This is a genomic window from [Clostridium] saccharolyticum WM1 (assembly GCF_000144625.1).
Classification (GTDB): Bacteria; Bacillota; Clostridia; order Lachnospirales; family Lachnospiraceae; genus Lacrimispora; species Lacrimispora saccharolytica.
Window position 1 is genome coordinate 3,195,386 of record NC_014376.1, and the last position, 18,830, is coordinate 3,214,215.

The 18,830-nt window shown below is 46.4% G+C and carries 12 protein-coding genes; 4 read left to right on the top strand and 8 right to left on the bottom strand.

All coding sequences use genetic code 11. From position 1 onward, the window contains the following. Positions 1-14: 14 nt before the first annotated feature. The 4 genes from CLOSA_RS14840 to CLOSA_RS14855 all read right to left on the bottom strand — a co-directional run bounded on the left by CLOSA_RS14840 (position 15) and on the right by CLOSA_RS14855 (position 5,772). Positions 15-2,558: a beta-mannosidase gene (locus tag CLOSA_RS14840; protein ID WP_013273580.1), complete on the bottom strand. Its 2,544-nt coding sequence runs from the start codon at positions 2,556-2,558 to the stop codon at positions 15-17. A 32-nt stretch (positions 2,559-2,590) separates the two neighbouring features. After that, positions 2,591-3,415, bottom strand: a complete 825-nt coding sequence (locus CLOSA_RS14845) for a carbohydrate ABC transporter permease (protein WP_013273581.1) — start codon at positions 3,413-3,415, stop codon at positions 2,591-2,593. A 2-nt stretch (positions 3,416-3,417) separates the two neighbouring features. After that, positions 3,418-4,341, bottom strand: coding sequence for a carbohydrate ABC transporter permease (locus CLOSA_RS14850; RefSeq protein ID WP_013273582.1), 924 nt, complete (start codon positions 4,339-4,341; stop codon positions 3,418-3,420). A gap of 81 nt (positions 4,342-4,422) precedes the next feature. Beyond that, positions 4,423-5,772, bottom strand: a complete 1,350-nt coding sequence (locus CLOSA_RS14855) for an ABC transporter substrate-binding protein (protein ID WP_013273583.1) — start codon at positions 5,770-5,772, stop codon at positions 4,423-4,425. Positions 5,773-6,024: 252 nt separating this feature from the next. On the opposite strand from CLOSA_RS14855, the gene CLOSA_RS14860 reads away from it, so the two are divergent. Next, positions 6,025-6,666, top strand: coding sequence for a helix-turn-helix transcriptional regulator (locus tag CLOSA_RS14860; protein ID WP_013273584.1), 642 nt, complete (start codon positions 6,025-6,027; stop codon positions 6,664-6,666). 79 nt (positions 6,667-6,745) lie between these two features. Here CLOSA_RS14860 and CLOSA_RS14865 read toward each other — a convergent pair whose 3' ends face one another. From CLOSA_RS14865 to ftsH, 4 genes are all read right to left on the bottom strand, one after another. Next, entirely contained in the window at positions 6,746-10,129 is a 3,384-nt protein-coding gene (locus CLOSA_RS14865; protein ID WP_013273585.1) for an ATP-binding protein, read from the bottom strand. Next, positions 10,110-10,760 carry a DUF4194 domain-containing protein gene (locus CLOSA_RS14870; protein ID WP_013273586.1) on the bottom strand — a complete coding sequence of 217 codons (651 nt, stop codon included), beginning with the start codon at positions 10,758-10,760 and terminating at the stop codon, positions 10,110-10,112. The genes CLOSA_RS14865 and CLOSA_RS14870 overlap by 20 nt, the downstream gene beginning before the upstream one ends. Beyond that, positions 10,757-12,118 (bottom strand): Wadjet anti-phage system protein JetA family protein, encoded by a 1,362-nt coding sequence (locus tag CLOSA_RS14875; RefSeq protein ID WP_013273587.1) that lies wholly within the window; start codon positions 12,116-12,118, stop codon positions 10,757-10,759. Before CLOSA_RS14875 ends, CLOSA_RS14870 begins: the two co-directional genes overlap by 4 nt. Positions 12,119-12,402: 284 nt before the next feature. Then, positions 12,403-14,385, bottom strand: a complete 1,983-nt coding sequence (gene ftsH / locus CLOSA_RS14880) for an ATP-dependent zinc metalloprotease FtsH (RefSeq protein ID WP_013273588.1) — start codon at positions 14,383-14,385, stop codon at positions 12,403-12,405. Positions 14,386-14,709: 324 nt separating this feature from the next. Here ftsH and CLOSA_RS14885 point away from each other — a divergent pair, with 324 nt between their 5' ends. The 3 genes from CLOSA_RS14885 to CLOSA_RS14895 all read left to right on the top strand — a co-directional run bounded on the left by CLOSA_RS14885 (position 14,710) and on the right by CLOSA_RS14895 (position 18,826). Further along, positions 14,710-16,329: a CTP synthase gene (locus CLOSA_RS14885; protein WP_013273589.1), complete on the top strand. Its 1,620-nt coding sequence runs from the start codon at positions 14,710-14,712 to the stop codon at positions 16,327-16,329. Positions 16,330-16,531: 202 nt separating this feature from the next. Beyond that, entirely contained in the window at positions 16,532-17,710 is a 1,179-nt protein-coding gene (locus CLOSA_RS14890; RefSeq protein WP_013273590.1) for an ABC transporter substrate-binding protein, read from the top strand. A 234-nt stretch (positions 17,711-17,944) separates the two neighbouring features. Further along, a complete protein-coding gene (locus tag CLOSA_RS14895) occupies positions 17,945-18,826 on the top strand; it encodes a branched-chain amino acid ABC transporter permease (RefSeq protein ID WP_013273591.1) in 882 nt (293 codons plus the stop codon). Positions 18,827-18,830: the final 4 nt, after the last annotated feature.

Genomic DNA, 18,830 nt, shown 5'->3' on the forward strand with positions numbered 1-18,830 from the left:
TGTATCCTCCCTTCTCAGCTTCCATAGCTGTCGGCCACACTCCGCACCACCAGATTATCCTTTACCAGGTCCGGGGTCATATGGCACCGAAAGTCCGCTTTATTCACACATACCGTAATTCCTTCCGGTGCTGTGATATCAAAAAAATTGTCAGAGAAAATTATGTCATAGTCCTTAAAATAAAGCTCCACATACTGACAGAAACCGGATGCTTTCACCGTGATATAAAAACTCTGCTCCGATTCTGTAACCGAAACATCGTAGGCCGGGGCCATGTAATTGAAATGTTTTGGTTTTACAAACAGCACCGTCCGTTCCTCCATGAGAGTCTCTCCCTTGTATAAACGGAACGTGGTAAAAACGGAAGAGCGAAGAGTTTCATCCCCCGTCCAGGAAGAGAAATCTGCTTCCATGACTTTTACAGCAGAAAGTTCCCGTATGGAGCCTTCCCAGGCTTTTTCCCATAATATACGAAACTTATGGTCCTTTAACAGAATTTCCGTTCTGCACCATTCTTCGTCCCTGGTATCATTATGAACATAATAGGAGACAAGAGGGGAGAGCTCCTTTTCTTCTTCAATGGAAATAGTAAAGGGAGCATAAAATCTGCGTGCCCCGTAATGAAGCGCTTTCCAGCGTCCGTAATAATCAATGCTGGCCCAGGATGCCACCGGCCAGCAGTCATTGAGCTGCCAGTAAAGGGAGCCCATGCATTGGCCCCGTTTTCTCCTCCAGTGCCCCACCCCATATTCTATGGCCTTTAGCTGCAGGATCTGGGAAATATAAGCCAGGGAATCCGTGTCCTTTGGATAAAGGAAGTAATCCGCTATATAATTTAATATTTTTCCGTTTGCAGCCGGATTTTTCTGATGGGATTCCATGACCCTGCTGAAAATATTACGGTCCTCAGGCAGGGTAAAGGAAGCTATGGTCTTGCTGTGGGGAAAGGATTGGAATCCGTATTCCGAACAGAAGCTGAAATCCCCGTACTCCGTAAAGGGCTTTCCGGAATGCCATACCTCCCAGTAATGCTGATCCCCCCGGCTGATTCCATTGGGATCGTCAAAGGCTCCACCCGATGACGGGGAAGATGGCCAGTAAAACGTGATGTCGTCACAGGCTCTGATTGCACGGGGCAGAATGTATTCAAAAATCTTTGTATAGTCCGCCTTATACCTTGGATGATGGCCTTTTAACCTGGCCCATTCATCTGCCCAGCCCCATTCCATTTCATTATTTCCGCACCATAAGGCCAGACAGGCATGGTGTCTTAACCGGCGGACATTGTCTTTCGTTTCTTCCACAATGTCTTCTTCGAAACTGTCATTTAATGCATAGACGTTGCAGCCGAACATTAAGTCCTGCCATACTAAAATCCCCTGTTCATCGCATTTGTCATAGAAATAATCATCAGGGTAATAACCTCCGCCCCAGACCCTTAAGCAATTAAAATTTGCGGCAGCACAATCCTCAATCAGACGTGCCGTCCTTTCCTTTGTCACTCTTGATAAAATATTATCTTCCGGAATATAGTTGGCTCCCATTGTAAAAATTTTTATTCCATTGACCGTAATGGCAAATTCATTTCCGGATTCATATTTGTCCTCAAAAGTTTTTCTTTCAACCTGATCCGTACTCACCGTCACCGTCCGAAGGCCGATCCGGCACTCATAGGTGTCATGGCAGGCTCCCGCCTCATCAAGCAGGCGGATTCGTATCTTATATAAAGGCTGGCCTCCCAGACCGTTAGGCCACCAAAGCTTCGGCTCTGTGATAGTTTCTTCAAACTGCCATTCCCTGCTGCTGCGGACTTTTTTTATTACAGCCGCTCCTATTGGATCTGTTATCTCTGTCTCGGTATACCATGTGTTCCCGTTTTTCCGGCTATCCTCATGAATCGAAAGCTGATTTATTGTCACTTCAAACATCAGCCCTACTTTCCTGCTGTCCTCATGATCCTGCCTGATGCGGACATCCTGGATTTTTGCATGGTCCCAATATTCGATGGCAATATCCCGGAATATCCCCATATCGGGAAGCTGCGGACCCCAGTCCCATCCAAACATATAATGGGCCTTGCGAAGCGCCGCATTCCCCCGGATACAGCCGGTGGATGCATAGAAAATATCATTCCCTTCATCCTCGTTCCTTACAAACTCCAGGGGAGATTTAAATAATATCTCAATCCGGTTTTCTCCCTCCTGCAAATATTCCTTCACAGGAAGACGGTAAGTTCTGTGCATATCCCTGGTTTCTGCTATCAGGCAGCCATTGATCCGGATGGAAGCAATGGTATCCAATCCCTCGCAAACAAGCTCTGCACAGGAAAACTTCAATTCCTCTTCTGACACCGGAAAAGTTCTCCCATAAAGGCAGTTTCTTCCCATCAGCTCCCGGACCGTATATTCATTGCATCTCCAATAGGGGTCCTGGATCAGTTTATGTTGAAGCATATCACTGATCACGGATCCCGGCACTTCTCCGGTATACAGGGGATTGCACGAATCTCCATCCCAATGCCATTCCCAAATTCCATTTAATGATTGTGTTTTTCTCATTATTACGCTCTTCTTTCAACTTCCCCTGCTGGTTACGCCTTTAAGCCGCTGGTTGCTATTCCTTCCACAAAGTTTTTCTGGAAAATCCCGAAGCAGACAATGACCGGAAGAACAAATACGACTGCTGCCGCCATCAGCCTTGCCCAATCCACGGAATACTCACTCATATACTGCTGGAGTCCCAGAGAAAGTGTATACATACCAGGTTTTGTTATGAAAATCAAAGGATACAAGTAATCACTCCACGCATCCAAAAAAGCATAGATCCCGATGGTAGTCAAAACAGGCTTGCACAGAGGCAGTGCGATTTTGTAATAACGCTGGAATTCCGTTGCTCCGTCGATCTTTCCTGCCTCGATCAAACTGTTTGGAATGCCTGTAAAAAACTGCCGGACAATAACAATATAATATGCCTTTCCAAAAAATGCAGGAAGGATCAGGGGAACGTAAGTATTGGTCAGTCCCAGCTTTGAATAGATCTTATACAATGGCACCATGGTAACCGTTATGGGAATCATCATGGTGGCCATGACAAGTCCTGAAATAATGTCTGCACCTTTCCATTTGATCTTTGCTAAGGAATATGCCACCATTGGCGTCACCAGAAGCTGCCCTATAAGGGAAATGGCCGTGATGAACACCGTATTTCCCATGTATTTAAAGTATGGGATCGCTGCAAATGCCGCCGGATAATTTTCCTTCACCCATTGACGGGGAAACAGCTTCACCGGAATGGTGAACGCATCGTTGTTGGTTTTAAAAGAAGTAAGTGCCATTACCATAAAGGGTGATATGAAAATCAAAGCCAGAATGGCAACCAGAGCAAAAAATAAAATTTTGCTTATCATTTTTTTCATTTTTATTCACCTCCGGCATTTTCTGTTGCTTTTCTTGTTACTTTTGTCAAAATAACTGTAAGGACTGCAACAATGAGAAACAGCTGCCACGCCATTGCCGAAGCCTTCCCCATCTTTAAATAGGTAAATGCATTATGGAACACATACAGGGGATACATGAGAATAGAATTCTCAGGACCGCCTGCGGCGCTTCCTCCTTTTACCCCGGCATTTGCAGTAACAATGATATAAACCTGCTGGAAGTACTGGAATGCATTGATGGTACTTAAAATGGCCTGATATACCAGCACATGAGCAATGCATGGTACGGTAATATGAAAAAACCTGGCAATTCTTCCTGCTCCGTCGATCTCTGCGGATTCATAGTAGCTTCTGGGTACCGACTGCAGGGCTGACATGCAGACCAGCATCATGGTTCCTGTGTTCCAGGTCCCCATAAGCACCAGTGCCCACTTGGTATAATGGGCATCCATGAGCCAAGCCGGCCCGCTGATTCCAAACCAGCTTAGTACGTTATTGATGTAACCGTAGGTTGGGTCAAACATCCAGATCCATACCATGGTTGCCGCAACCATGGGGATTACGGAAGGCAGGAAAAAAGCGGTCCTGACAAACCCACGCCCCTTAAAATCAGCGCATACGATGCTGGCCAGAAGCAGTGCTACAAACAGGTTGATGGGCGTAGATACAAAGGCCATAAATAAGGTATTTCCCAAACTTTTCCAAACAAGGGGATCACTGAAGATGTCTTTAAAATTATCAAGTCCTACCCACTGCGGAGCTGTCACGGCATTGAACTTTGCCAGGCTGTAATACAGAGAGCTTATGAGCGGATATACGCTAAAAGCCAGAAAGCCCAGAATCCACGGAGATGAAAACAGCAGCCCGTTTATAAAATCCCGCTGTGTCGCGTTTCGTCCCTTCATTCCTTTTCCCCTCTCAAACATTAAGATTAGGGCACTGCAGTATGCAGATTTCTGCCTACAGCGCCCTTGATAAGTGATTTGTTATTTTAAATTTGCACTCTGATCTGCAAGAGCTTTCAGTGCCTCTTCAGGAGTTTTTGCACCTGAGTAGACGGTATCAAGTGTTGCATTGATCATAGATATGTATTCATCAAAATCTGCCATTGCCGGATACTGGATGCCTTTTTCCAGCTTCAGCGCATCAATAAATTCCGTAAATCCAGGAACTGCTTTGATATCAGCATCATCGTATAAAGCTTTTACAGCCGGAAGATTTCCTGTTCCAAGATCAATGATCTTGGCACCTTCCTGACTGCAGAGCCATTTTGTGAAATCCCAGGCTCCCTCTTTATTTTTAGCCATTGCCGGCACTGCCACAGAGTCGGTCTCATACCGGCTGGTTCCTCTCAGCTCCGGATTTGCCTGTGTACCGGGAATCAGGGTGATGCCGTAATCAACGGTGGAATTAAAGTTTTTCATCATGGTGGGCAGCCAGGAACCGTCAAGCCGGAACAACTGCTTGCCCTGGAAAAACATATCCTGTTCTGTATAGCGGTTTGTATTTGCCGTACCGATAAACCCATCCAGAGCCTTTCCGCCAAACTGGTCTCTGTATTTTACATTCATATTAAGACTGTCTAAAATACCGGGGTTATCCGGGGTAACATTTGATTCCTCATCCCACCATCTTCCGCCGAAGCCGTAGATCAGCTCCTGTCTGGCTGAAGCATATGGGAACAAGGGATATCCAAGCACCTCAATATTTCCGCTGCCGTCTACCTTTGTCGCCTTTACTGCCATCTCATACATCTCTTCCATGGTTTTTGGCGGCTCCGAATAACCGGCTTCCTTCAGAAGCTCCTTGTTGTAATACATCTGGATGGTATAAGCATCAAGGGGAAGCGCATAAATGTTTCTGTCAATGGTATTAGCATTCAAAGCCTGCTCTGAATAAATGGAGGAATCAAAGGATTCCTTGTCAGCATATGGCTGAAGGCTTTCCAGCAAGCCATTCTTCTGATACTGCACCACGGTCTGGTTGCTGATTTTGATGACATCGGGGGATTCGTTGCTGCTCATGGCAACAATTACTTTCTGGGCATCCGTAACGCTTAACCCTTCTACCTTGTATTTGCTCTGGGAAGCATTGTACTCACTGATGGCCTTCTCATAGACAGCCGCTTCATCGCCTGTGTTGTTGTACCAGAAGGTGATTACCTGTGTCTCTTTGTTTTCAGCCTGAGCGGTTGTTTCCCCTCCGGTTGTTTCCCCACTGGCTGCCGTTGTCTGTGCCGAAGTGGTCTGGGTCTGTGCCGCTGAACCGCCGCCGCAGCCTGTGACTGCCAATGCAGCCATGCCTGCCGCCATAATAATACTGATTGCTCTTTTCATAAATGACCTCCTTGTGAAAGTATGGTTTGAACTTTTTGTTGATTGATCTTCAACATTTTGTTTAACTCATAATCAATATATACTATACTTCTTATCTTTTGTCAACAATTATAATACAATATTTTTTTAATTTTTGTTTGTTTTTTATAATCTTTCTATTTGACTTCCACAAATAGTCTAATATTGCTGGACTTTATCTCACATTTCATTTATAATTTATTTAGACATTTTGTTGAAAGGATAAAACTTACTATGGGATATGTTTCTGATAACTTAAACCTGTTGTCTGATATTGCCAAATGCATTGCTATGCAATTTGGAGAAAACTGTGAAGTGGTTCTCCACGATCTTACCCTGCCCTATGACCAGACGATCGTAGCCATCTGGAACGGACATGTAACCGGAAGAAAGGTGGGAGACGGCGGTACCAATGCCGGATTGGAAATTTTAAAGGGATCGGCGTCACCGGATGACCAATACAGCTATATCAACGCCACGCCAACCGGCCGGATCTTACGTTCTTCCAGCAAGTACTTTCGTGACGAATATGGAAAAGTCAATGGGAGTCTGTGCATTAATTTCGATATTACAGAGATGATCAAATGTGAAAACACCTTAAAGTCCTTTACCTGCTCAGGCTCATCCACCATTCCCCAGTCTCCGGAACTGTTTGTAGGAAATGTTGATGAACTGCTGGAAATCATGATGAAAGAAGCAGTAAACATGACTGGAAAATCCGTGGGAAATTTGACAAAAGAAGAAAAAGTGGCTGTGGTCCATACTCTGGATGGCAAGGGTTTTTTCCTGATCAAGAAGGCGGCAGAAAAGCTTGCAGACTTTCTGGGATTGTCCAGATACAGCATTTATAATTATCTGAATGAAAGCACTCATTAAATTGCCGGATCCACAGGAAAAGAGGTTCTTCCAAAAGCCAAAAACGGCTGAAGGAAGAACCTCTTTTCCTGTTTTAACCCTATGAAACGGTATCTCCATATGCCTCATCTTCATCAAGCTCCCGCATCAGCTCCGGAAAGCTTTCCCGCTCAAATTCCTGAATGGATATGGACTTTTTATTTGGATTGGCGTACACAAAGGTCTTGTCCACATTCTCCACATAATTCTGGATCTTGTCATTGGTTGCACTGATAATGGCCTGGAAGCCCAGACCCCGGATCAGCTCAATGCAGCTTGCCACCTTCTCCGCATCCATTTTGGAAAATGCCTCATCAAGCACCACCAGACGAAGGGTCGGATTCCTCTGTATCTTTGGGGACAGGCTGATCCGGTAAGCCTGGGCAAAACTTGCCAGTAAGGCCACGTACAGGGGGTTCTGCCCCTCGCCTCCGGAATTCTTCTTGATCATTTTGCTTAGCCGGATCTTAATGACCTCATCCTCGTTCTGGATGATCTGCTGCATATCAAAGGATAAATACGTCCGGTAATCCGCATACTTATCCATGTTCCGCTTAGCCTCCTCCATTTGCTCTGCCGTAGCATTTTCCGGCGGGATGAAGATATTTATCAAGTCATTGATGACTTCCCCGTACTGGCTTTCGTGCTCCATGGTAAAAAAGTTCATCTGGTTATCCAGGGAATCCGTAAGATGGGCCGGATTTACTTCCAGGGAATCATCCATGAACATATCATAATATCTTCCGTCCGCTCCCTTATTCCTTCCAATGACGAACTGGTACTTATCCTTGCCGAAATCCAGTTTGCTGATGATCCGATTCAGCTCATCCTTTCTCAAAAGTGCATCCCTTATGGCGCTTCGGATCTTGAACATGAAGTCATCCTTAAAATGAAGAACAGCGGACTTTGCCTGCTCAGCAGCCATCTTTTTATATTCTTCCAGACTGCCGCACTCCAAGATCTTAAGAAGACGGTCATATTCATCATTATCCTTTGCTGTCAGGGAAAAATTCCGGTTGGGATATTTTCTGGCGTAATCGCCTCTGGCACCTACCAGGGCCTGAAATGCCTGGCCGCGGCCTTCTTCCGCCTCCCTGCATTTTCCCCAGAATTTATTCTTCAACTGGTCGTACCGGTGAGTTTCCCTGCTTTCTAGAAATTCCTTTACTTTATTCTCCAGTTCTTCATCCGGTTCCAGTTCCCGTTCTTTTAAAACCAGCTCCTCCTGAAGCTGCAAGGATTCCCTGCGAAACCGTTCTAGCTCGCTGTTGATGCCAAAGATCAGTTTATCAACCGTTCTCTGCTCTTCCCGTTTCCTATCGCATAGCTGCAAGATGGATTCTCTTTCCTTCACCCATTCCTCTACATCCTGGGCCTTCAGCTTTTCCAGCTTCTGTTCCAGCCGCCTGATCTCTTTTTCCTTTTCCTTAAAGGCCGCCATATCCTGCTGCCACTCTAAGTAAACACCCACATCCTCGCTTAAGCCCTCCATGGATAAAATCCGGCGGCATTCCTTTAGGACCTGTTCCTGAGGTTTCTTCTCCTCCTCCAGGGATACCAGGTTCTTTTCCAGAAGCCGGATCCTTCTCCTGACGCTGTCCTTGCCGATGTAGGCAAATTTCGTGTAATTATCAGGATTCATATGCTGCAGCCGGAAGGTATGGTACAGCATGCAGTCAGGGGTCACCCCGATTCGGCAGCGGCGCAGTTCTTCCAGGCTCCTGCACTTAACGACCTTGCCCAAAAGTAAGTCAATGTACGGCTGTAAATAAGCCTCCCTCACAATGATCTCTTCTGCAAGGCCTCCTTTTACCACTTCATAGGAATTCCGGCCCACTCGTTCCGTGTCCAGGACGGCCACATTAAAATATTCCGCCTTATCCAGCTCTCCATAAACAGCCAAGGCTGTTTCCGAACAGGCCGGGGCAACTACCAGGGACAGCTTGTTATTTCCAAGATAGCCTTCCACCGCATTTCTCCAGGTCTCATCCCTGATATCCAGAAGATCCGCAAGCACATGGACCTCCACCGCCTTACCGGTTTCCTCTAAAAGCCGCTGCTGGATCAGAGATCTGGCCCGTTCCAGATACTTTGGATACGCCTTGTTTCCGGCCTTTAGCTGGGCCAGCTCTTCCCTTGTCTGGCGCTCCTTTTTTCGGATGTCCCGAAGGATCCCTTCCGCCTCTTTCTGGGTTTCTTCCGTTTCCTTACGCATTTCTGCAATGGACCGTTTTAAGCGGTCCAGCTTTTCCTCATCAATGGTATTTTTTTCGAACTCTTCGATGTCCCATATGGTCTGGTTGGAGGTGGCCTCTTCGTTGATCCATTCCTTAAGCCGCTCTCCTGTCTGTGCCCACCTGGCAGAGCTTTTGCTTAAATGGCTTAACAGCTCCTTACCAGAGTCCAGCTGGTTTTTCAAATCCTCATAACCGGTGGAAGAAATCCGGCGGAGCAGTTCATTTCCCTGAAGGGTCAAATCTTCCATCTGCCTTTCCAGGGCCGACTTTTGTTCTTCCTGGCGGCTTAGATCTTCCCTTGCAAGACCGGTCTTGTCCGTCAGTGCCTGAATCCTTGCCTGATAATCCAGAATCTCCATCTTGCGGAAGAAATACGTATTTTCACTTATCTCCTCTTCTTTTTCCCGGACAGCTGAGAACTTTTCCCCCATTTCCTTTAAATAAGCGATCTCCACGCCAGTATCTTCGATCTTCTTTCGCATCCGACCGTACTGCATGACGCTTTCCTGCATGTCCTCAATGTGGATGTCCTGTTCCATGCAGATGTATTCCTTTACAAAGTCCTCCAGCTTGATGTTCATGCGGAAGGGAATGGCCCGTTTAAACAAAAGAGGAAATTTTTCTGAATCCAGACCCCCTAAATATACGTCATACAGCTGCCTTCGGAACCGTTCATTATGAGAAGTGGCAAAATAGTCCTCTTTTTCATATAGGGTCTGCAGATAACCAGACACCTCGTGAGTGGTCATGGTCCTGGAACCGGTACGATAACCGTTATCCCAGAGCGGTCCTTTGTGCCAAAAGAACTTTCTGGATATTTCATTGGTATTGGTTTCCACGTCAAAAACGATTCCAATGCACTGGCATTCCCCAGTATCCGTCCGTTTTAATTCCATTACAATCGTGGAGGAAAAATTCTGGTTCCTTAAATAAGCGAATTCGTTGTTCTCCCCGATGTTCACCATGCCCCGCAGATACTCGATCAGGCTCCGGTCCGAATCATCGGCTGCAGCCTTGTTAAAAAATCCCCGTCCGTCGGTATTGGCATAAAGGAGAATCTGCATGGCATCAATGACTGTGGACTTTCCGCTTCCGGAATGGCCGGTAAAGAAATTGATCTCCTGATGAAAGGATAAGGTTTTCCGGGTGATATAATGCCAGTTGTTTAAGAGTATCCTGGACAGGGCCTCAAATTTCCGGTTCGTCATCGTCATCGTCTCCTTCTCCAAATGCTTCTAATAAGGCCCGCACATCATCACCAAAGAGTACCACATTGATGCAGGGATAAATAATCATTCGGCTGTCTCCGTCTAAGTCCTCCATAATATCCAGAGGTTCCAATATCTGATATTTTTTTAACAAAGTGATTGCCCGGCGGATCTCTGTGGGGGATGGCTGTTTCTTAAATAAACGGTAATTTCCCAGCTTCTCATGAATCTCGCTTAATGTGGTGTAGATGTTAACGCTGGTGGAAACTGCCGCCATCTGCTCATCATAGATCAGCTTTAAGATCAGAAGATAAAGGGTGGCCAGCTTTGGAAGCTTATCTCCTACCGTATTCTCCCCCTGGATATAAATAAGGCCCAGCTGGCTGTTTTCCTGAACAGTCACTCCGCTGACGGCAAGGTAGGCCCGGATAAATTCCAGATGCTTGTTGCAGATTTTAAATTCCGGATTAAAGACAAACCGGTTGTCCCGCTTATCATACTTATGCTCCAGAACAAAGGTCTGCTGGAGAAGAAGCCTTAAAGCTGCCCTTACCTCTTCCTTTTCCCCCTGTCCCAGGGCATCATAATATGGGATATGGCTGATAATGCCAGCACTTTCTTCATAGGTCATGATTCTTTCCTCCTTACAAATACCAGCTTGGGATAACGGTATCTGCCGTTGTCAATAAGCTCTGTCTCCGGATCCTCCACCTGATACAGGCTTTTTCTTCTGGTAGAGTAATCATAGGCCAGGATCAGCTTTTCAAACTCCTCCGGGGAATCCACGGTATCTTCCCTCACTTCCATACGGCCGTTTTCCAGATGGGATTCAATATAGCTTTCGATTTCCTTCCGGCTGTAGCGGCTTTTTAAACGGTTTAATTCCAGGATCTCCTCCATGGTAAGCTCAACAGACGCTTCCTCTGGCAACAGGTTCTCCTTAAAACCGGACCTGGTCTTTCTTTTTTTATAGAGAGACCTTTCAGAGAGGATGGATGTCTGGGATAAGTTCATGCGGCTGCCCACTTCCTTTACAGCTTCATCCTGGTCCGCTGTCTCGGACAGATGATTTAAAAGCCTGATCACAAGCCCCTTCATGTTATCCTCCTGGTTCAGCAGATAGTTCAGTCTGGTAACCGTTGCCCGGATATACCGGGAATGCTCCCTGTCCATATTGGCAATTCGGTGTTCAATATCGTCAAAGCCTCTTTCGATCTGATCCAGCTTTTCTCCTATATCCCCGGCCGTCACCTTCTGCCCGCTGCGGCGGCTCATCTGTTCCATCCATTCCACATCATCCCTCATGGAACTGATCCAACGCTTGATATCATTTTTGTAAAGATAGAAATTATCCGAGGTTTTGAGCATGTGGTATTTCTTTTTTACAATTTCCTCCACATATCCTTCCAGATGTTCTTTTAACAGCTCCCCATACGCCTTTTTTTCCAAAAGACTTTCAAAAAATTTGTCCATGTTATGAAGCATGTCCTGCAGGGTCTTGTTAAGCCGCTTTGTATTGATATAAGCCGTGTTTAACAGGCTTATACCGGCCCTTGGATTATGTTTTAATGAAAAAAGGATGGCGTATACATTCTGAATATAAATCTGGGTCTCATCCTCTTCATCCCTGGCAAGCTTAAAAAAGGCCCCGATCATGACAGCGGCATAATCTGGGATTACGATATTCACCGTCATGGAGGCATAATCATCCACTTTCCGAAGCCAGCCGGCCCTTAACAGCCAGTTTAAGACTCTGACTGCAGTCGGCTCTGAGACATCCGCCTCATCTTCCAGTTCATCCTGCCAGATTACCAGCCGCTTGGCGGTAAAATATTCCTCCAGAACCTGAATGCACACCTCACGGCTTAAAAAGTAGTTGCTGTATTCATATTCCTCATTGATTTTTAACAAAGCCTCTATGTAGGTGGACCGGTTGATGGAACGGAACAATCCCCAAAACCGGTCCGGTATTTCATTCATCAGTATCATTTGTTTCTGCTTCATCTCCTGTTTTTTATGCTCTTTTCAGGTTCCAATCATAAAATATCGGCCTTATTTTACAAAAGCAGACAAAAAGAAACGGCTATCATCAATTATGACAGCCGATTGATCTTCCTTTTAACGGGTTTTTCTTTTCATCCAAGGCCTCTTTCTTTCTATTATAACAAAAATCCCCATTTCTTACAATAAAATTATGGCAGCAGCTTCAAAAGGAAAAAAGGCAGCCGCGCAAAGCTACGCTCATGCACTGGCTGCCTGAAGAGTTTCAAGCTTTAATTCTTAACATTCCCCACATCAATATGGGATTCCTTCTGTTCCTTGTTTTCCACGGTCCAATCGGAAAGGCCGTCTTCCTCTTCCGTTGACTGTTTCCCGCTTTCGGATTCCTTGTTCTCTTCCACAGGCTCTGGGATTCCCTTGGCTTCCCGGAATATTTTCATGAATTCCTTACCGGTAATGGTCTCTCTTTCAATGAGGAATTCCGCAATCTTATCCATCACTTCCCGGTTCTCTGCCAAAAGACTCTTAGCCTCTTCATAGGCCTCCTTTAACATTTTCATGACTTCTTCATCCACCTGGGAAGCGGTAGCTTCTGCACAGTTCATTACGGTACGGCCGCTTAAGTACTGGTCTTCCTTGGATGCCAACCCCATGAGGCCGAATTTCTCCGACATACCGTACTGGGTAATCATAGCCCGTGCCACCTTTGTGGCCTGTTCAATATCATTGGCCGCACCTGTGGTTACGGTGTCAAAAACAATCTCCTCTGCTGCGCGGCCGGCTAAATAGCCGACCAGCATGGCATGAAGCTCTTTTCTGGAATTTAAGAACTTTTCTTCCTCCGGCACATGCATCACGTATCCCAAGGCTCCCATAGTTCTCGGAACAATGGTGATCTTCTGCACAGGCTCTGCATCCTTTTGGAGGGCGCTGACCAAAGCGTGTCCCACCTCATGGTAGGAAACAATGCGCCGCTCTTCTTTATTAAGGACACGGTCTTTTTTCTCTTTCCCTACCAGAACCACTTCCACGGCTTCAAACAGGTCCTTCTGGGACACGGAATGCCGGCCGTTTTTTACGGCCAGAATAGCAGCTTCATTGATCATGTTGGCAAGGTCGGAGCCAACGGCACCCGAGGTTGCAAGAGCAATGGCATCCAAATCCACCGTATCATCAAGGAGCACATCCCTGGCGTGTACCTTTAAAATATCCACACGGCCCTTTAAGTCCGGCTTATCCACTATTATCCGGCGGTCAAACCGTCCGGGACGGAGAAGGGCCGGATCCAGAATCTCCGGGCGGTTGGTAGCCGCCAGAACCAAAAGACCCTTGGAGGAGTCAAATCCATCCATCTCTGAAAGAAGCTGGTTTAAGGTCTGCTCTCTCTCATCGTTTCCACCGCCAAATTTGGAGTCACGGCTCTTTCCGATGGCATCCACCTCGTCAATAAAAATAATACAGGGAGCAGATTCCTGGGCCTGCTTAAACAAATCCCGGACACGGGAAGCTCCCACGCCCACAAACATCTCTACAAAGTCAGAACCGGACAGAGAATAGAAAGGTACATGAGCCTCCCCTGCCACGGCTTTTGCCAGCAAGGTTTTTCCGGTTCCCGGAGGCCCTACAAGAAGGGCACCCTTGGGAAGCTTTGCGCCGATCTTTGTATATTTTCCGGGATTGTGGAGGAAATCCACGATCTCTGTCAAGGATTCCTTCGCCTCATCTTCTCCCGCCACATCTTTAAAGGTAATTCCTGTTTCCTTCTGTACATAGACCTTGGCGTTGCTCTTTCCCACGCCCATAAGCCCGCCGCCGCCGACCCTGCGCATCATGAAGTTTAAAAGAAATCCCATGGCTGCGAATAAAAGCAGGTAGCTGACAATGGTCTGGATAAAAAAATTGCCGTCACGCCGGGTTCTTAAGGTTTCCACTCCGGCAGTGCGAAGGCGCTCCGCAAGGTTTAAATCGTTGTCCATTCTTACCGTATAATAAGTAACGCCAGGTTTGTATCCTTCCCAGGTCTTCTTGGGATTTATAGTAATCTTTGAATCTTCTACATTAACCGATTCCACCTGCTTGTCATCCACCATATTCATAAAGGTATCATAACTCAGTTCCTTATTGGTCCTCGTTGTAATCGCATTGTGCAGATAAGAGATACCTGCCACTGCAATAAGAAATGCGATGACCCATATAGCGATTGCCTGGGTGTTCTTCGGCATCTTATTATGATTATTTTGATTCTTGTTATCCATCTGTGTGAATTCTCCAATCCGGATAGACTCTACCCATTCTATACCTCTATCATTATAGTGTCAGTCTCTCCATAAATCAAGAAAAGAATTATAAAATCCTTATAAACACCCAGGCTGGTTTTATTTAACAGCAATGATTTTTTAACGTTTTCTGGTTTTATTTAAGAAAAAGGATCAATCGAAACTTATGGGGGAACTTATTCCAAAGCTGACACTTAATAATCAAAAGTTTTTGTCAATGCCACTAGATTTTTTAAAGGAATGGGTGTATAATCTTTTTTTTAAAAATATGCCCATACCATCAAAGAAGGAGGTTACACTGTTATGTCAGTGAAATACGTATTTGTCACCGGGGGCGTTGTGTCCGGGCTCGGCAAAGGGATTACCGCAGCATCCCTTGGACGGCTGCTGAAGGCCAGAGGCTATAAGGTCACGATGCAGAAATTCGATCCTTACATCAATATTGATCCGGGCACCATGAATCCGGTGCAGCACGGAGAGGTCTTCGTCACCGAGGACGGCGCTGAAACCGATCTTGACCTTGGCCACTATGAACGGTTTATTGATGAAAACCTGACCCAGAATTCCAATGTTACCACCGGTAAGGTCTACTGGACCGTACTGACCCGTGAACGGCGCGGGGACTTCGGAGGAGGCACCGTACAGGTCATTCCTCACATTACCGACGAAATCAAAAGCCGCTTTCACTGCAGCAACAGCAATTCCTCTGAAACAGAGATCGCCATCATAGAAGTAGGCGGAACGGTAGGCGATATTGAAAGCCAGCCATTCTTAGAAGCGATCCGACAATTCCAACACGAAGCAGGCCACGAGAATGTCATTCTTATCCACGTGACCCTGGTTCCATATCTAAAGGTTTCCGGAGAACTGAAAACCAAACCCACCCAATCCAGCGTAAAAGACTTACAAGGAATGGGAATCCAGCCCGACATCATCGTATGCCGTTCCGAACTGCCCCTTGATGACGGGATCCGAAGCAAAATCGCTCAATTCTGTAACGTACCCAAGACCCACGTACTTCAAAACCTGGATGTGGAAGTATTGTATGAACTTCCACTTGCCATGGAGGAAGAACATTTAGCGGAAGTAGCATGTGAAAGCTTAAACCTTCCGTGTCCGAAACCAGATCTTAAGGAGTGGATCTCAATGATCGAAGACTGGAAACATCCGGAAAAAGAAGTAACAGTTGCTTTGGCAGGCAAATACATCCAGCTTCACGATGCTTATATTTCCGTAGTGGAAGCATTGAAACACGGCGGTGTCTTCCACAGGGCAAAGGTTCATATTAAATGGGTAGATTCAGAGCTTGTTACTGACGAGAATGCTGCCAGCTTCTTCCAGGATGTAAGCGGGATCCTGGTTCCCGGCGGTTTTGGCAGCCGCGGCATTGAAGGAAAAATTTCATCCATCCGTTATGCACGGGAAAACAACATCCCATTCCTTGGTCTCTGTCTAGGCATGCAGATGGCCATCGTGGAGTTTTCCCGCCACGTGGCAGGTTTTGCAGATGCCCATACCTCAGAGCTTGATGCAGATACCACCCATCCGGTCATCCATTTAATGCCGGACCAGAACGGCATCGAGGACATTGGAGGAACCCTGCGCCTTGGTTCCTATCCTTGTGTACTGGACAAGTCTTCCAAGGCTTACCAGGTATATGGGGAAGAACTGATCCACGAACGTCACAGACACCGCTATGAGGTAAACAACGATTTCCGTGAAGCCCTGGCAAATGCAGGGATGAAGCTGTCCGGCATATCTCCTGACGGACGGATTGTGGAAATGGTAGAAATTCCCTCTCACCCCTGGTTTCTGGCCACCCAGGCTCATCCGGAATTTAAGTCAAGGCCCAACAGGCCCCATCCCCTATTCCGGGAATTCATCCGCGCGGCCATTGAAAACAAGGAATCCGCAGGCAGATGACATAAAAAGGAAGTCCGGTCTCACATCAAAGAGGCCGGACTTTCTTTTTTGATGTAAAATTACTATTTTGCTTAAAATAATAAATTTCTTTCATTTTTTTCTTGCACTTTTTCTATCTTCTGTATATAATATAATGCAACGTGTATCCACACGAGAGACAGTTGTTTTTGTATGAGATACACATAAAGGAGGATAATTCATTATGAAATTGAAAAAAGTATTTGCACTCACTCTTGCAGCATGTATGAGCGCCAGCCTGATCGCCGGCTGCAGCTCGGGTTCCTCTTCTTCCGCTTCCGGCGGGGCAAAGGTCGTTAAGATCGGTGTATTTGAACCTACCACCGGAGAAAACGGGGGCGGCGGTTTCCAGGAGGTACTGGGAATGCGCTACGCGAACAAGACTCATCCAACGGTTAAAATCGGGGGAGAAGAGTATAAGGTGGAATTAGTGGAGGTGGATAACAAATCCGATAAAACAGAAGCGGTCAATGCAGCACAGAAACTTGTAAGCGAAAAGGTTTCCGTTGTGCTTGGCAGCTACGGTTCCGGCGTTTCCATAGCCGCTGGACAGATTTTTGCAGATGCCAAGATCCCTGCCATTGGAGCCTCTTGTACCAACCCTCAGGTAACTCAGGGAAATGATTTTTATTTCCGGGTATGTTTCTTAGATCCCTTCCAGGGTACGGTCATGGCTAACTATGCAAACGATAATGGAGCGAAGGCGGCTGCCATCATTACCCAGCTTGGAGATGATTATTCCTCCGGCCTCGGTTCCTTCTTCAAAACAGCATTTACAGGCTTAGGCGGTACCATTGTAAGTGAAGAACAGTTCCAGACCAACCAGACCGATTTCAAGGCTATTCTTACAAATATCAAGGCACAGAATCCTGATATCATTTTTGCACCATCTTCCATTACCACGGCTCCCCTTATCATCAAGCAGGCCCGTGAGCTTGGAATTACAGCTACCATTGCTGCCGGTGATACATGGGAAAACTCCACCATCATTGAAAATGCAGGCAACTCTGCGGAAGGCGTAGTACTTTCCACCTTCTTTGACGAGGCAGAACCGGCTAACGAAGAAGCAGCTTCCTTCATCTCCGGCTTTAAGGCCTATTTAAAAGACAACAAGCAGGATGAGATCATTCCGGCAGTATCTGCACTTGGTTATGATGCTTACCTCTGTGCATTAAAAGCCATTGAAACAGCAGGCTCCGCAGAAGGTGCTGCTATCCGCGATGCATTAAAGGACGTATCCATTGACGGTGTTACCGGAAGCATATCCTTCGATGAAAACGGAGATGCAAAAAAAGACATGGCCTTCATCAAGACCATTGAAGGCGGCAAGTTCAAATTCTTAACTACTACTACGGTAAAATAATTCTAAGATACCGTGACGATGCAGTCATTCCAAGATGAGTGGGGACGTATTTCCTTCCCCACTCGTTCCATTTGCACAAGTCATGAATCCAAAGAATATGTCTGCATTTATACCCGGCGAATACCGTGTCGGCTAAGAAGAACCTGTCCCCGTGTTTTTCCTGGTTTGTAAGCTGGACCGCAACAAAATTTAATTTACAATTACATACTCAACAGATAGGAGGCATCTTGCCACATGAGTCTTACAACCTTTCTACAGCAGTGCCTGACCGGTATTTCCCTGGGCGGCGCTTATGCGTTAATTGCCATTGGTTATACCCTGGTTTACGGGATCCTGCGGCTTATCAACTTCGCCCACGGCGACATATTTATGATGGCCGGTTACTTTATGATATTTGCCATGGCAAGTTTTCCATGGTACATTTCCATTCCAATGGTTTTGCTGGTCACCGTAGTATTAGGCGTATCCATTGAACGGGTGGCTTACCGCCCTTTACGCTCCGCTCCCAGAATGTCGGTCATGATTTCTGCGATCGGCGTCTCCTACCTTTTGCAGAATCTGGCTACCTATTTATTTACCGCTTTGCCGAAAGGATATCCGGAAATTCCATTCCTGAAGAAAATCTATCAGATCGGCGGCCTTTCTGCATCCTTTGTCACCTTTTTAACGCCGGTTTTGACTCTTGTCATTGTATACGGGCTCATCATTCTGATCAATAAGACAAAAATAGGCATGGCCATGCGTGCGGTGGCAAAAGATTATGATACCGCATCCCTGATGGGAATCAAAATCAACCGTATCATCACCTTTACCTTTGCCATTGGCTCTCTGTTAGCTGCCATTGGCTCTGTGCTGTATTTTACGGACCGTATGACTGTTTTCCCATTCTCCGGCTCCCTGCCTGGTTTAAAATGCTTTGTGGCTGCAGTATTCGGCGGCATTGGCAGCATTCCAGGTGCCGTGATCGGAGGATTTATCCTTGGCCTTGGGGAAACCGCCCTGGTTGCCATGGGATATTCCACCTTCAGCGACGCATTTACCTTTGTTCTGTTAATCATCATTCTCCTGATCAAGCCTACGGGACTGTTCGGCGAGAAGACGACCGATAAAGTGTGAGGTG